Source organism: Staphylococcus intermedius NCTC 11048 (assembly GCF_002902385.1).
In the GTDB taxonomy this organism is placed as follows: domain Bacteria; phylum Bacillota; class Bacilli; order Staphylococcales; family Staphylococcaceae; genus Staphylococcus; species Staphylococcus intermedius.
In genome coordinates, this window is sequence record NZ_PPQH01000002.1 from 26,260 (window position 1) to 41,453 (window position 15,194).

Consider the following 15,194-nt stretch of genomic DNA (forward strand, 5'->3'; position numbering starts at 1 on the left):
AAGATGAAACAACTCGGTCGAATCGTATTAGGTTTTGCATTTATGGCGATTGGCGTACTCCACTTTACAAGAGAGCGCCAGTTTAGAAATATCGTACCAGCCTATTTACCGTTACGTAAAACAGCCGTACTCGTGACAGGTGTATGCGAAATCGTGATTGGCGTGTTATTAGTATTACGACGCCCATCAAACACATTGAAAAACTGGATCAATGCATTTTTACTTTCCGTTTTTCCAGCAAATATTTATATGGCGCGTAAAAAATTGCCATTAGGGGACAAACCGTTATCTGATACAGCGAGATACGGACGTCTTCCTTTACAATTTGTACTCATGTATATCATTAAGAAACTATAGTTGAACAATAAAACCGAGGAATGACACAGTTAATGTTGTGTTGTTCCTCGGTTTTTTAATGCTTATTTGCCTGTTCCGAAAACGTCATGCCATTGGTCACGTTTGTCTAAGAAAGCTTGTGCAATTTCTTTTGCGCCTTCTAATGAGTGTGAAGCAGCCCAACCACACTGTACTTCATTACAAGCTGGCACTTCATCTGCTGCTAAAACATCTTGTAGTGTTTTTTCGACAATGTTTAACACGTCATCATAATCGGTATGGTTAATGAACGAAACGTAAAAACCAGTTTGGCAACCCATTGGACTCAAATCGACTACTTTGTCTGAGTGATTACGAATATTTTCAGCCATTAAATGTTCTAAAGAGTGAAGCCCTGGCATCTCCATATGTTCTTTGTTCGGTTGTTTGAAGCGAATGTCGTATTTATAAATGTCATCTCCATTTAAACCTTGCATTTTGCCTGCAAGACGAATGTATGGTGCAACAACTTTCGTATGGTCTAAGTTAAAACTTTCAACGTTCATTTTTGGCATTGGTATGACCTCCTTCATGTTTAAATCTATTTTAACATATTCAAATGAAGATGAAAGGGACAAGCAATGAGTTTAAATCGCGGTATAATAGGGAAAAGAGCTTTAAACCTATTATTACGAGTCGTTTAGTAAGGATTGATGTAGCAAAAAATTTGATACGCGACAATGGTATAGGACATGAGTAACGTGAACCTTAAAGAATAAAATATCGTAAGAAAATTTCGAAGAGTTTTAAAAATAACATGACAAAGTGCGAAAAATTCGTTAAAATAATTACAAAATTGAATCAATATTTATCAAGAGTGGTGGAGGGAATTGGCCCTATGAAACCCAGCAACCTCATCGGATGACGATAAAGGTGCGAATTCCAACAGTGTAAATGCTGAAAGATAAATGAAGGCAGAGATGTTATCGCAAATATACATCAGTCACACTTATCAATGTTAGTGTTGGATGTAGTTTGGGATAACATTTTTTGTTTAAGGAGGAACCAACATGTCAATAACGATAGAACAACGTATTTTAGATTATATCGATCAACATAAATGGGACTATATAGATATGAGTCATCAAATACATGGACGTCCCGAACTGGGAAATGAAGAAATTTTTGCATCGCGCCTACTGATTGAACATTTAACAGCACATGATTTCGAAGTAGAACGCGATATTGCAGGGCATTCGACAGGATTCATTGCGACATATGATTCAGAAGTTGAGGGGCCAACGATCAGTTATCTGGCTGAATATGATGCATTACCAGGTTTAGGCCATGCATGTGGTCATAATATTATTGGGACATCGAGTATGTTCGCGGCGATTGCGTTAAAACAAGTGGTGGATGACATCGGAGGAAAAGTTATTTTGTTTGGCTGTCCAGCAGAAGAAGGCGGCGAAAATGGAAGTGCAAAGGCATCTTATGTCAAAGAAGGGCTATTTGATGAAGTTGATGTTGCATTAATGATCCATCCGGGTAATGAAACGTATCCGACGATTCCGACCCTTGCCGTCGATGTCTTAGACATCAAATTTTATGGACAAAGCGCGCATGCTTCGGAAAATGCGGAGGAAGCACGCAATGCCTTAGATGCAATGCTGAGCTATTTTAATGGTGTTGCACAATTGCGTCAACATATTAAAAAGACAGAGCGTGTACACGGTGTCATTTTAGATGGCGGTCAAGCAGCAAACATCATACCGGACTTTACACATGCGCGTTTTTATACACGTGCGACGACGAGAAAAGACTTGGATATACTTACTTCAAGAGTACATGATATTGCGCGAGGGGCAGCGATACAGACGGGTTGTGATTTTGAATTTGAACCGATTCAAAATGGCGTCAACGAATTCATTAAAGCTCCGTTGCTCGATCAATTGTTTGAACACTATGCAACGGAACTGGGCGAAGAAGTCAGTCATGATGATTTTGGTTACGGCTCGACGGATACGGGGAATGTCAGCCATGTCGTACCTACCATTCATCCGCATGTCAAAATTGGGCCGAGAAGTTTAGTCGGTCATACCCATCGTTTTCGTGAAGCAGCGGTGAGTCCGATGGGGGATGATGCCTTGATTAAAGGTGCAAAAATCATCGCATTAATGGGGGCAAAATTAATACAAGATACAACGTTATTAACAGAGATACAAAAGGAGCACCAACATAAAAGGGAGAAATAATCCATGACACATCATATTCAATATCGTAGTCAATTAACAATGGGAGAAATTTATGACACCAACATCGTATATACGTCTAGACCCTCATATGTTTCGAATCCTTGGTTAGCACCAGATGAACATCAATCTAATTTTTTAACAGGGCGTGAATTACTCATTGCTCAATTACCAGTCATCGTACATGAAGCGAGTATTACGGACAAATTACAACAATTATTTCAGTTGATTGGTGAAACAATTCCACAAGATGTCATTCCGTTTCATGATCAAGAGAGCTATGAACAAACATTAAAACGACTGACAAAAGACGAAGCGCGCGCGATTTATTTTCAATATGTCCATGGTGACGATATTGTTGATGCGAAACATTACGCAATGGATAAGCAACTGTTTAAAGACTTGAATAATAAATCGTTAATCCCTAAATGGACGGATGGCCAATATGTCCCTGAGCGTGAAATTGTCGCATTTAAAGACTTTAAAGCGGCAGTCAAACAATGGGAATTACCACTCGTCATTAAACCGGGTGACGACCTACCGACAGCAGGGGGTTACGGCGTCATGATTTGTTATAACGAGGAAGATTTAGAAAAAGCTATCGCACGTGTCGAACAAGCTGAAGCGGCGACAGACACGTTAATCATCGAACAATGTGTCGAAGCGGTCGATAACTATTGCGTCCAATTTGCACGACACCCTAAAGACGGCATCGTCTATTTAGGTGCTGCACAACAACTGACCAATGATTATGGTTTTTATAACGGCAATGTCAATGCCATCACTGTGCCTGAAAAGGTCATCCAAGCAGGATATGAAATTATGGACATCGCAGTAAAGAAAGGTTTTATCGGCATTGCGGGATTTGATTTACTCGTCGATAAAGAAGGAGATGTCTTTGCCATTGATTTGAATTTTAGACAAAATGGGTCGACAAGCATGTTGTTACTCAAGGACAAACTCACAGGACCACATCATAAGTTTTACAGTTATTTTGCGAATGGAGATAACGCGCGCTTTTTTGAAGCAGTGCATCATTTCGTCGAACGAGGTGTCCTGTATCCACTTTCATATTATGATGGGGATTGGTATGAAAACAAACATGTCAATTCAAGGTTTGGCTGCATTTGGCATGCCGACAGTCCAGAACAAATTGAAGCATATGAAAGTCAATTTAAAGTACGTGCAGGCATTTAAAACATGATGCATTCGAGTATGTTATAGTGGAAAGAGAAGACCAAACCATCGAAATTTGACGAATAGCGATGTCTCGTTTATATTTGTCATTGATTTTGATTGAAAAAGGAGCAGAGTCATGTCATACAAGAATGAGCGTTTTTATAAAGATATACTGACAAACGAACAATTTTTTACTGCTGTTAAAGATAAAAAAATGATTAAGCACCGTCATAATGACAAATTACTATTTTGCTTTTGGACACGTGAATCTTTAGCCAAAGCCTATTTAGATAATTTGAATATAGAATATGACAAAATTAAAACAATGGATATTGACCGTTTTGCGACTTACGAATTGGACGAGATGTTTGATGAAGAAGATGAGGCATTGGTTAATGTAACTGATAATGCAGAAGGTCATGAAATTAAAATTGTAGAAGCGACAAATGATTTGATGACAGATTTAGACAACATTCGTATTCGTGAATTTGTGCAAGATGTGGCAAAAACAGATACAGTTTATGGGTTAAGTCAAAAAGGTGATCGTCAATTTATGATTGTATATGATGAAAACGATAACTTTGACCAGTCGCATTTTATGCCCGTTTGGAGCTTGCGTAAACGTGCTGAAAAAGTTGCGGAAGAAGATTTCGAAACGTTTGAATTAATCGATGTAGAGGGCGAAGTATTTGCGGATTGGTTAGATGAATTGCGTGATGACAATCGTTATGTGGCCATTGATATTAAGCCAGGTGTTGTAGGTACGATTGTGTCAGCCCAAAAACTCGCCAATGAACTCACATTTTAGAAGTGATGAAATAGGATAGGTGTTGGAATAAAAATTTTTGATGCGATTGAAGCAGTATATTTGATTAACTTGCCCTCCCTATGTGATTGGTGGTTTTTGATTGCCCTCAAGGCTTCCCTTTCTTAGGGGCTGGCCCTTCAACTCACTAACGCTTAATTAAACTATTACATTTGTTGAATCGTTAGTGGATTTTGGGAGCAGTACAGAAATCTCATGTGTAACAAAGATTTCGTCGTACTGCCCCCGCAAGGCTGACTAGACTTCTCAAAACCTAAGTGATTGAGAAGTCAGACAGCTACTGCGTTAAACAGTAGCCACTATCAAAGTTAATTGACGTTATTTTGTTTTTAACTTCATCCCTCAAGAGTCTCAGCCTTCTGGCAATCATACTCCAAATACTGGAACAGAGGGCAAGTTTCTGATATGAAGACAATCAAAAGCATCCAGTTTTTACATCAAGTCACTCACGTTTTTCCACTGTTTTATCACCATTAATCGATATAAGTTCATAAAAATTAGAGGGGCCGGGACACAATTGAGTTTCCGAGCTCCTCTTCTATGATGGGTGAAAATCAGAGTATGAAATTGTACAACCCATTAAGGTACATTAGATAAAAAATTGATTTTCTACATTAATAAAATTTGCCCTCATTGATACACAACATTTAAATTCAAATTGCTAAAATGGACGAGTCCCTGGAAGAACGCGAGTCTATGGAGGCAATTGTGAAAATTAAAAAGGTTATCAATGGGGCAATGATATCAAATAAGTCATTTAAGACTATCCTATTTTTTGTGTTCTAGCTATGTTTTATAAATATAACGATCCTAATGCACCTGAGAAAGCACCATTTTGTAAGTAATGCGGCTTAAATCCTCTTAAAATCGTATAATCCGTCACGACTTTTTGTAGTAATGGATTATCTTGGAATGAAGAACCAATATACACGACGTCTTCAACTTGATGTTCTCGAGCGACATGAATAGCAACCGTGGTCACACTCTCACCGACAACCCCGATGACAGAAGCAATTTTGTCTGCATTTGTAAATGTTTTGTCCATATTAAGTAACACATGTCCGAAGTTTGCGGCTGTCAACTCACCAGAAATAGGGGGCGTATCATTTTTATAAATATGTTTAACTTTTAAATCAATGATGTCACGATCGCCTTGTTGTGCCATTTCTGTTAATTGTTGGTAATCCGTAATACCTGTTAATAAATAGCCGAGCCCTTGAATCATACCGCCACCTGTACCAATACCTCCGACACGTTTTTGTCCTTTGCTATCAGACAGATGAAGTGATGTGCCTGTGCCGACATTGGTGAAAATATATTGTTCAATTTGAATGTTTTGTTCCTCTAATAAGATTTGTACCCCTTTAGCAGCTGCATCGAATTCGATAGATTGTTGAGGTTGGCAATGAAGTAATTCACTTAAAGCTTTCGCATTGCCGCCTGTCATATGAATGTCTTCACAACCTTCTTGATTCAACCAATCCGCCACGGTTTGTAGTTCTGTAGTGGGGTATGTTTTAAAAGTACGTGCACCATCTTGTTCAATGACTACTTTAATTAACGTGCCGCCCGCATCGATACCTATACGCATATTTGTCACCTCAAAATAATTGTTTATCACCAATATATACTATATGATAATGACGAAATTACAAGACTAAATTTGATAAGAAGTGAGGGAATAATAGTGCAATTAAGTCCATATATCATTGTGAGTGATGTAAAAGAAGCAGCACAGTTTTACGAAAATACGTTTGGAGGTGTACGCAAAGTTTTAAATGAACACGAGGGGCAATGGCTTCATGTAGAGTTAGAAATTTCAGAGGGTATCACATTACATTTATCTTCAAATTACGGGAAACCGATTGAACGTACAGGATACAATTTGATTCTAACTTTTGACCAACAAGAGGCACAACAGCGTGTTTATGAGGCATTAAGTGAAGAAGGAAATCCGCATATGCCGCTGCAAAAGACTTTCTTTGGTGCGATTCACGGTCAAGTCACAGATCGATACGGCATCAATTGGCTCATGAACTATTTTGAATAAAAATAAGCAAGAACGGCTGAGAAATGGAAATCTTTAAGTCTTAGCCATTCTTGCGATTGAATTGATAACATGAAGAGGGACCGAGACATTAAGTTTTCCCAGTCCTATTTATCGTGGAGCTATATCTACAATTGATGATAATACCGACGAAAACGAGGATGAATTGGACGCAATAATTGGATGATATGGATTGTCTTCATATCAGAAACTTGCCCTCTGCTCCTGTATTTGGAGTATGATTGCCAGAAGGCTGAGACTCTTGAGGGATCAGCTGGTCCGGAAAATCCACTAACGCTTCAACAAATGTAATAGTTTAATTAAGCGTTAGTTAGTTGAAGGGCCAGCCCCTAAGAAAGGGAAGCCATGAAGGCAATCAAAAATACAATTTAAAGCGGAAGGGCAAGTTAAACAATATATTGCATCAATATCATCAAAATTTTTTATGTCCCACCCCCCAAATCAATTGACGAACTTACATCTCATTATCTCGTTCACGTTCTTCTATTGTACGAGAAAAGTCTTTTTCGTCATCAATATGTGTCATTTTAAAATGCTTCGTATGCTCACGTCTCAATGCATTCATCAATGAGAAAATCATCAGAAATAAAATAATTGAGAATGGTAAACCTGTCACAACAGATGCGGTTTGTAAACTTGTAAGTCCTCCCGCAACAGTTAATGAAACGGAAATCGCACCAATTAAAATCCCCCAAACCATTTTATGCTTACGTTTTGGATTTTCAACACCGCCAGTTGCCATACCTGATACGATATGTGTTGTCGAATCTGCACTGGTAACGATAAAAGTGAAAATTAAAATAATCGCTAATGCACTTGTGACTTCATATAACGGAAACTTACTTAATAATTCAAAAAGTGCAACCGTATAATCTTGGTCGACAATTTTTTCGATTCCATCTTGGTGATGCAATGCCCAATTGATTGCAGTACCACCAAAACCAGATATCCATAAAAACGAAATAAACGGTGGGATAATTAAGACACCGACGACAAATTCACGGATTGTTCGTCCTCTTGAGACACGCGCAACAAAACCTCCAATAAATGGCGACCAAGAAATCACCCAAGCCCAGTAGAACACTGTCCATTGTTGAATCCATGAATTATCACCTGTATAAGGATCCATTCGTAAACTATACTGTATAAAATGTGTCAAATAGTCGCCAATAGACACGGTGAATGTCTCAACGATAAAGCGCAAATCACCAAAAATATAAATAAATAGCAAGAGCAACGCACCAATCATGATGTTTAAATTACTCAACCATTTGACGCCGCGATTAATGCCTGATAAAGCAGAACCGAGGAAAATGAGCGTCATGAGCACCGTAATTAAAATTAAAGTGAGCGATGTGTTCGGAACTTTAAAGACATGGTTCAAGCCACCTGCAATTTGCAAAATACCGAGACCAATCGACGTGGCAATCCCCATCACTGTCGCGATAATCGCCAAAATATCAATGATATTACGATAAGGGCGTTTATACGTTTCCCCAAAAACAGGTTCCATCGCAGTTGAAATGAGACCATCACGATTTTTACGAAATTGGAAATAGGCGACAATTAAACCGCTCATTGCGAAAATAGACCACTGCGAAATCCCCCAATGGAAAAAAGTGTATCCCATCGCGAGGCGTGCAGATTCGACCGATTGACCGTCGACTGAATTTGGAAATGGCGAATGTAAGTAATGTGTTAATGGTTCTGCAACACCCCAAAAGACAATCCCGACACCTAAGCCAGCTGAAAACAGCATCCCAATCCACGATATAAACGAAAATTCGGGTTCTTCATCATCGCGACCTAATTTGAAACGGCCATATCTGGAAACTGCTAAGAAAATTAAGAAAATATCAAGTACAAAAACAATAATTAGAAAGAGCCAGCCAAAGTTTAAAGCAAGCGCATCGTATGTATGTTGTGCATATGCGCCAAATGTTTTAGGAAAAATGGCCGCTAATAGCGTAAGTATTAAAATAATTCCGAATGAAACGGCATAAACAAAATTGCGATTCTTTTTCTTTAAATTGTTGTGCTTCTTCATGTGAACTCCTTTCTTCATACTACGAAATTAAGGGATGATGTTTCGTGAAAATAGCAATGAAACAGCCAAAGATAAAAGTTCTAAACGTTCACTATAAATATTTGTTTAAATCCCTTTAATTATGTCAACAATATATATGATGAACAAAAAAATAAAGGGATGGTCAAAATAATGACAATTAAAAGTAAACGTTTTGATGATATTACTATACAATTATATGATAAGCAATACCGTGACGCTTTGTATCAATTTGAATTAAGTGAACGACAACGCATCTATTCTTCATTACCCAAAGAAGTATTAGATGATGCATTAAATGATAAAAACAGAGTTGCAAACATTGTGTTGAATGATCAAGATGAAGTGATTGGTTTTTTTGTATTGCATCAACATTATCAACACGAAGGCTACGATACACCTTATGAAGTCGTCTACATTCGCTCGTTGTCAATCAATGAAGCATATCAAGGGAATGGCTACGGTACGAAGATTATGATGATATTGCCGGAGTATGTACAAATGATTTTTCCGGATTTTAATCATTTGTACTTAGTCGTGGATGCAGAAAATGAAGCGGCTTGGAATGTATATGAACGTGCTGGCTTTATGCATACGGCAACGAAAGAAGAGGGGCCAATTGGTAAGGAGCGACTGTATTATCTTGATTTGGATCATAAGTATGTCTCGTCTTTAAAGTTAAAAAAGAGTGATGTGTCAAATGTAGGATCGATTGAAATTGTAAACTTAATGAAAGATGCTCAAAAAGTAGGGTTTTTAGCGATTGAAGCGTTTAATGAACGTCTGATTATTCGTGCACTTTATGTCGATGATGCACATAGAGATACAGGAATCGCGCAAAATGCACTCCGTCAATTGGCGACATATGTAAGAAAAGAAAATCACGATACGAAAGTGATTGAAGTCACATTATTTGGACCTAATCATCAGCTCACACCATTGTTTCTGAAAAGTAATTTTGTTGAGACAGTGACGACGGATGATTATGTCACTTTTGAAAAATACATTAATTATTAGTAGCTTACATCGCTATTCAAACATATGTCCGCATGCCATCTATTTCAGGTGACTTCGAAAAATCTCACTGAAAACATTGCGAAATCATCAGCAGTCATTTATAATTTAATTTTGTTAAAGTCGAAGTTTAAAACGCATCTATCAAGCTCTAGATGTGTCTGCATGTAGCGCAACATAATCACGAGGTGACGGTCATACGCGCCTATTTTTTACAAATTGAAGTATTCGAATGAAGAGAAATGTTAACCTTTGAAAGGAAGATGTGCTGATGAAATTACAAGATTACACTCAAGAAATGGTTGATGAAAAATCATTTATTGATATGGCTTATACGCTTTTAAGTGAACAAAACACAACAATGAACCTTTATGATATTATTGATGAGTTTAAACGTATTGGTCATTACGAAGATGCACAAATTGAAGACCGTGTCGTTCAATTCTACACAGATTTAAATACGGATGGCCGTTTTTTAAGTGTAGGTGATAACGTATGGGGGCTTCGCGATTGGTATTCAGTAGACGATATCGAAGAAAAAATCGCACCAACAATTCAAAAATTCGATATTCTTGATGAAGAAGACGAAGAAGATAAAAACTTAACGTTATTAGGTGAAGATGATTTGGAAGGCGATGACAACATTCCAAATCGTACGGATGATCAAGAGGATTTAGATGATCCTGAAGATGAACGTGTTGAAGATGAAATTGAAGAGTCAGACCTCGTCGTTGAAGAAGACGAAGAAGACATTGATGAAACATACGATGAAGACGATGAACTTGAAGAAGATGAAGAGGAAGAAACGTTTTAATTTCTAATTTCTAAATAAAGTTTGTTGACTTTTTACGACAACATGATAAAATTTTATTCGGGCTCCTTTAATTAGGACGGATAAATAAATGTAGACGATAGAAAGTAGTGATGGCTCTGAAATAGTGAGTCTCATCTATCGTTAAGGTTCCCCTTACAATCATGATATTGTGAGTGGGAACTTTTTTAATTTTATTAAAGCTTGTAGACATTAAAAAATTCTCAACTTTAAAAATGAGAATGCTGTCCAGCACATCACAATGATTGGTAGACAAATTCACCCCTACATTTTGAAAGGTACTTCTGACAACAAACGAGGAGGAAATGGAATTATGACTAAATTTATTTTCGTAACTGGTGGCGTGGTTTCATCATTAGGTAAAGGGATTACGGCCGCTTCACTAGGACGCTTATTAAAAGATAGAGGATTAAAGGTGACAATCCAAAAATTCGACCCTTATTTAAATGTGGATCCAGGTACAATGAGTCCATATCAACACGGGGAAGTTTTCGTAACAGATGACGGTGCAGAAACGGATTTAGACTTAGGTCATTATGAGCGTTTTATCGACATCAACTTAAATCAATACTCAAATGTAACGGCTGGGAAAGTCTATTCACACGTGTTACAAAAAGAGCGTCGTGGTGACTACTTAGGTGGGACAGTCCAAGTCATTCCACACATTACTAACGAAATTAAATCACGTTTGTTACTCGCTGGGGAAAGTACAAATGCAGATGTTGTCATTACTGAAATCGGTGGAACAACAGGGGACATTGAATCTTTACCATTTATCGAAGCGATTCGCCAAATTAAGAGTGATTTAGGTCGTGACAACGTGATGTATGTGCACTGTACATTACTGCCATACATTAAGGCTGCAGGCGAAATGAAAACCAAACCAACACAACATAGTGTGAAAGAATTACGTGGTTTAGGGATTCAACCTGACTTAATCGTTGTACGTACAGAATATGAAATGACACAAGACTTAAAAGATAAAATTGCCTTATTCTGTGACATTGATAAAGAAAGTGTCATCGAATGTCGCGATGCAGAATCACTTTACGAAATTCCGTTACAATTAAGTCATCAAAACATGGATGATATCGTCATTGAGCGTTTAGGACTCCATGTTGACCGCGATACACAACTTGATGAATGGAATCATTTATTACGTGTTGTGAATAACTTAGAAGGTAAAGTGACAATTGGTCTTGTAGGTAAATATGTATCATTACAAGATGCGTATCTTTCTGTTGCAGAATCACTCAAACATGCGGGTTACCAATTCATGAAAGATATCGACATTCGTTGGATTGATTCAAGTGAAGTGAATGATGAGAACGCTGCAGAATACTTATCAGATGTAGACGGTATCCTCGTGCCAGGTGGTTTTGGTTTCCGTGCAAGTGAAGGTAAAATTTCAGCGATTAAATACGCACGTGAGCAACAGATTCCGTTCTTTGGTATTTGTTTAGGCATGCAACTTGCGACAGTGGAATATGCACGTCACGTTGTAGGTCTAGAAGGCGCGCACTCAGCTGAGTTAGATCCGAACACACCATATCCAGTGATCGATTTATTACCAGAACAAAAAGATATCGAGGACTTAGGGGGTACGTTACGTTTAGGTTTATACCCATGTACGATTCAAGAAGGGTCATTAGCTGAAAAAATTTACGGAAAAACAGAAGTGGAAGAACGTCATCGTCACCGTTATGAGTTCAACAACGAATACAGAGAACAACTTGAAGCGGCAGGCATGATCTTCTCAGGTACAAGCCCAGACGGTCGTTTAGTAGAGATGGTTGAGTTAAAAGAACATCCATTCTTTATCGCATGTCAATTCCACCCAGAGTTTTTATCAAGACCAAACCGTCCGCAACCGATTTTCAAATCATTTATCGAAGCGGCTGTATTACAACAAAATAAAACGAAATAGAGTGATAGCGCACGTGAAGAGGACTGGGATATTATGTTTTCCCAGTCTTTTTCTTATGTTAATAAAGAAAATCGTTATATTGAGTTGAAACCCCTTACAAAGTTGTAAAAATGCGATTGACAAACTTTGTGACAATGCATAAACTTTACATGAAATTAATATTTTTTTAATAATAAAGGGGAGGATACATATGTTTAAGTTTTTAAAACCGCCTGCAGCTGCAGCACCTGTGCCAGAAAGTCAACAAGATGAAGCGTATAAAAAATTAAGGCTACAAGTGTTTATCGGTATCTTTTTAGGCTATGCAGGTTATTACTTGTTACGTAAAAACTTTTCTATCGCCATGCCGTACTTAGCTGACATGGGCTTCTCAAAAGCGGAACTTGGTTTTGCGTTATCCGCGATTTCGATTGCTTATGGTTTTAGTAAATTCGTGATGGGGACGGTCAGTGATAGAAGTAATGCGCGTATCTTTTTAACGCTAGGTCTTGTATTAACAGCTATCGTCAACTTGCTTATGGGTTTCATCCCGGCGTTAACATCAAGTGTCACGATCATGTTCATCATGCTATTCCTCAATGGTTGGTTCCAAGGTATGGGATGGCCGCCTTCAGGTCGTGTGCTCGTGCATTGGTTTAGTGTGAGTGAACGTGGAAGTAAGACAGCCATTTGGAACGTGGCGCATAATGTGGGTGGCGGATTAATGGCGCCAATCGCATTGTTCGGGATTTATTTAACAGGTTCACTGAGCTTTGGTTATTTACAAGGCTTTGAAGGGGCGTTTATTTATCCAGCGCTCGTTGCGATTGTGATTGCTATTGCGTCATACGTTTTAGTGCGTGATACGCCGCAATCAGAAGGTCTACCGTCAATTGAAGCATATCGTAATGATTATCCAACACAAAAGAAAGAGACATTTGAAACAGAATTGACGACGAAAGAAATTTTGTTCAAATACGTGCTTAACAATAAATGGGTATGGATTATCGCGATTGCCAATATTTTCGTCTACTTTGTACGTTACGGCGTGTTAGACTGGGCACCGCTCTATTTAAGCGAAGTGAAAAGCTTTGATATGAAAGAATCAGGGTGGGCTTACTTCTTATACGAGTGGGCGGGTATTCCAGGGACACTCATTTGTGGTTGGTTATCCGATAAAGTGTTCAAAGGCCGTCGTGGTCCAGCAGGCTTTATTTTCATGATTGGTGTAACGATTGCGGTTGTTGTTTATTGGCTTAACCCGCCAGGCAATCCACTTATTGATAATCTTGCATTAATTACGATCGGCTTTTTAATTTACGGTCCAGTAATGCTGATTGGTTTACAGGCATTGGACTATGTGCCGAAAAAAGCAGCGGGGACTGCAGCCGGTTTAACAGGTTTATTCGGTTACCTTGGTGGTGCTGTAATGGCTAACATTGTGATGGGTGCGATTGTGGATCATATGGGATGGAGTGCAGGCTTCATTTTATTAACAATTGTGAGTGTATTAGCGATGATTAGCTTTATCTTCACGTGGAATAAGCGTGGACAAGAAGTCGTACATTAAATCTAAAAAGGCAAGTATCTTTTCATTTTTAAGAGGTGCTTGTCTTTTTATATACCATTATTAAATGACATTTTTATACATTTGAGATGAATGATAAAATGTGCAACAAGTGGAGGTGTATCGTAATGCAATTCTGGCTTAAATTCATTTGGTTTATCATTGCATCTATTTTAGTCACTCACTTTATTTGGAACGAAATGATCATTGAGACTTGCATCATTAGCATCATGACTTTAGTCGTTTATTCTGTCATTGAGTATGTGTTCAAAAAGAAAGAGGAGGAGTAACATAGAGGCATCATTTGATTAAGAAGTGTTATACACTAAAAATGTCGTCAATAAACAAGGACATTTTTAGTGTATAAAAGTGAACTGTGTATCGTGTTGCATATTTTCAAATAGCACATAATTCAAAGTAAGCATTGCAAATAAATGCTATTCCAAATCTAAATCGCGCATCATTTCGACCATTTGCGTATAAATTTCATAATAAACATAATTCAACGCGATAAGATGAGGTTGGACGACTTTATCATAATCTTCTGTGTAAACAATCGGTCGTGGTGTCGATAAATTGATAAAGTGCATCAAATGATCTGGCAACGCAACGTCTTTAGGTTTATTCGTAATCACCACAACATCACGGTCATCCGCGATCAACTGCTCCAAATCTTTTGCCATTTCATCATTATATTCCGCACCAAACAATAGCACTCTATCTGTCGTATCTAACACATCAAACGAAGGACAATCGTCCAACGCCAAGCTTGAATGCAATTTCTCAAAACTCGTTAAGACATACGGCTCAAAACATTTTAAATCCCCATAACCTTTAACATAAACATGTCCTTCGCCACCCATTGCTTGAATCAAACTTTGTGCAGCCATTTGAATATCCAATTCTTGTTGATCGAGTCGATTAAATACACCTGTTAATTGTGTCGTAAGCATTTTTGACATTCATTTTCCCTCCATTTGTAATCACTTTTGTATATATATAAAATTGAATTTTTGGTTTTGTAACAGCGATGAACGCTTCGAATTTCAACATTCATTTTATAGAATAATAGTGTCAGAATCAATCTACAGCAATGGTTGCGCTTACATGTGAAATTACGATATTTTTCACAAATTTAGTGTGGTTTTGCGGTGCATATTAACTATGACT

Annotated in this window: 14 protein-coding genes and 1 riboswitch; of the genes, 10 read left to right on the forward strand and 4 right to left on the reverse strand. The window is 38.0% G+C overall.

Annotation, left to right across the window (positions count from 1 at the left end; genetic code table 11):
* Window positions 1-3: 3 nt before the first annotated feature.
* On the forward strand, window positions 4-357 hold the full coding sequence (locus CD138_RS00490) for a DoxX family protein (protein ID WP_019169565.1): 354 nt from the start codon (window positions 4-6) through the stop codon (window positions 355-357).
* A gap of 62 nt (window positions 358-419) precedes the next feature.
* Here CD138_RS00490 and CD138_RS00495 read toward each other — a convergent pair whose 3' ends face one another.
* A complete protein-coding gene (locus CD138_RS00495; protein WP_019169566.1) occupies window positions 420-890 on the reverse strand; it encodes an S-ribosylhomocysteine lyase in 471 nt (156 codons plus the stop codon).
* A 290-nt stretch (window positions 891-1,180) separates the two neighbouring features.
* Window positions 1,181-1,286, forward strand: a riboswitch (SAM riboswitch).
* 105 nt (window positions 1,287-1,391) lie between these two features.
* On the opposite strand from CD138_RS00495, the gene CD138_RS00500 reads away from it, so the two are divergent.
* The 3 genes from CD138_RS00500 to CD138_RS00510 all read left to right on the forward strand — a co-directional run bounded on the left by CD138_RS00500 (window position 1,392) and on the right by CD138_RS00510 (window position 4,554).
* Entirely contained in the window at window positions 1,392-2,570 is a 1,179-nt protein-coding gene (locus CD138_RS00500) for a M20 family metallopeptidase (RefSeq protein ID WP_026066923.1), read from the forward strand.
* A 3-nt stretch (window positions 2,571-2,573) separates the two neighbouring features.
* On the forward strand, window positions 2,574-3,764 hold the full coding sequence (gene ldmS, locus CD138_RS00505) for an L-aspartate--L-methionine ligase LdmS (protein WP_019169568.1): 1,191 nt from the start codon (window positions 2,574-2,576) through the stop codon (window positions 3,762-3,764).
* 118 nt (window positions 3,765-3,882) lie between these two features.
* Window positions 3,883-4,554, forward strand: a complete 672-nt coding sequence (locus CD138_RS00510) for a DUF2750 domain-containing protein (RefSeq protein WP_019169569.1) — start codon at window positions 3,883-3,885, stop codon at window positions 4,552-4,554.
* A gap of 811 nt (window positions 4,555-5,365) precedes the next feature.
* Here CD138_RS00510 and coaW read toward each other — a convergent pair.
* A complete protein-coding gene (coaW, locus tag CD138_RS00515) occupies window positions 5,366-6,163 on the reverse strand; it encodes a type II pantothenate kinase (protein ID WP_019167198.1) in 798 nt (265 codons plus the stop codon).
* Between the two features lie 96 nt (window positions 6,164-6,259).
* On the opposite strand from coaW, the gene CD138_RS00520 reads away from it, so the two are divergent.
* Window positions 6,260-6,622: a VOC family protein gene (locus CD138_RS00520; RefSeq protein WP_019167199.1), complete on the forward strand. Its 363-nt coding sequence runs from the start codon at window positions 6,260-6,262 to the stop codon at window positions 6,620-6,622.
* 472 nt (window positions 6,623-7,094) lie between these two features.
* Here CD138_RS00520 and CD138_RS00525 read toward each other — a convergent pair whose 3' ends face one another.
* Window positions 7,095-8,687, reverse strand: a complete 1,593-nt coding sequence (locus tag CD138_RS00525; RefSeq protein ID WP_019169274.1) for a BCCT family transporter — start codon at window positions 8,685-8,687, stop codon at window positions 7,095-7,097.
* A 171-nt stretch (window positions 8,688-8,858) separates the two neighbouring features.
* On the opposite strand from CD138_RS00525, the gene CD138_RS00530 reads away from it, so the two are divergent.
* From CD138_RS00530 to CD138_RS14105, 5 genes are all read left to right on the forward strand, one after another.
* A complete protein-coding gene (locus CD138_RS00530) occupies window positions 8,859-9,722 on the forward strand; it encodes a GNAT family N-acetyltransferase (RefSeq protein WP_019169275.1) in 864 nt (287 codons plus the stop codon).
* A 268-nt stretch (window positions 9,723-9,990) separates the two neighbouring features.
* Window positions 9,991-10,533: a DNA-directed RNA polymerase subunit delta gene (rpoE, locus tag CD138_RS00535; RefSeq protein ID WP_019169276.1), complete on the forward strand. Its 543-nt coding sequence runs from the start codon at window positions 9,991-9,993 to the stop codon at window positions 10,531-10,533.
* A gap of 331 nt (window positions 10,534-10,864) precedes the next feature.
* Window positions 10,865-12,478 carry a CTP synthase gene (gene pyrG, locus CD138_RS00540; protein ID WP_019169277.1) on the forward strand — a complete coding sequence of 538 codons (1,614 nt, stop codon included), beginning with the start codon at window positions 10,865-10,867 and terminating at the stop codon, window positions 12,476-12,478.
* Between the two features lie 190 nt (window positions 12,479-12,668).
* Window positions 12,669-14,027: a glycerol-3-phosphate transporter gene (gene glpT / locus CD138_RS00545; protein ID WP_019169278.1), complete on the forward strand. Its 1,359-nt coding sequence runs from the start codon at window positions 12,669-12,671 to the stop codon at window positions 14,025-14,027.
* A 125-nt stretch (window positions 14,028-14,152) separates the two neighbouring features.
* Complete coding sequence (locus CD138_RS14105; protein ID WP_019169279.1) at window positions 14,153-14,314, forward strand: hypothetical protein; 162 nt, start codon at window positions 14,153-14,155, stop codon at window positions 14,312-14,314.
* A 147-nt stretch (window positions 14,315-14,461) separates the two neighbouring features.
* Here the strand turns inward: CD138_RS14105 and CD138_RS00550 are convergent, their stop codons facing one another.
* Entirely contained in the window at window positions 14,462-14,986 is a 525-nt protein-coding gene (locus CD138_RS00550) for a DUF2529 family protein (RefSeq protein WP_019169280.1), read from the reverse strand.
* Window positions 14,987-15,194: the final 208 nt, after the last annotated feature.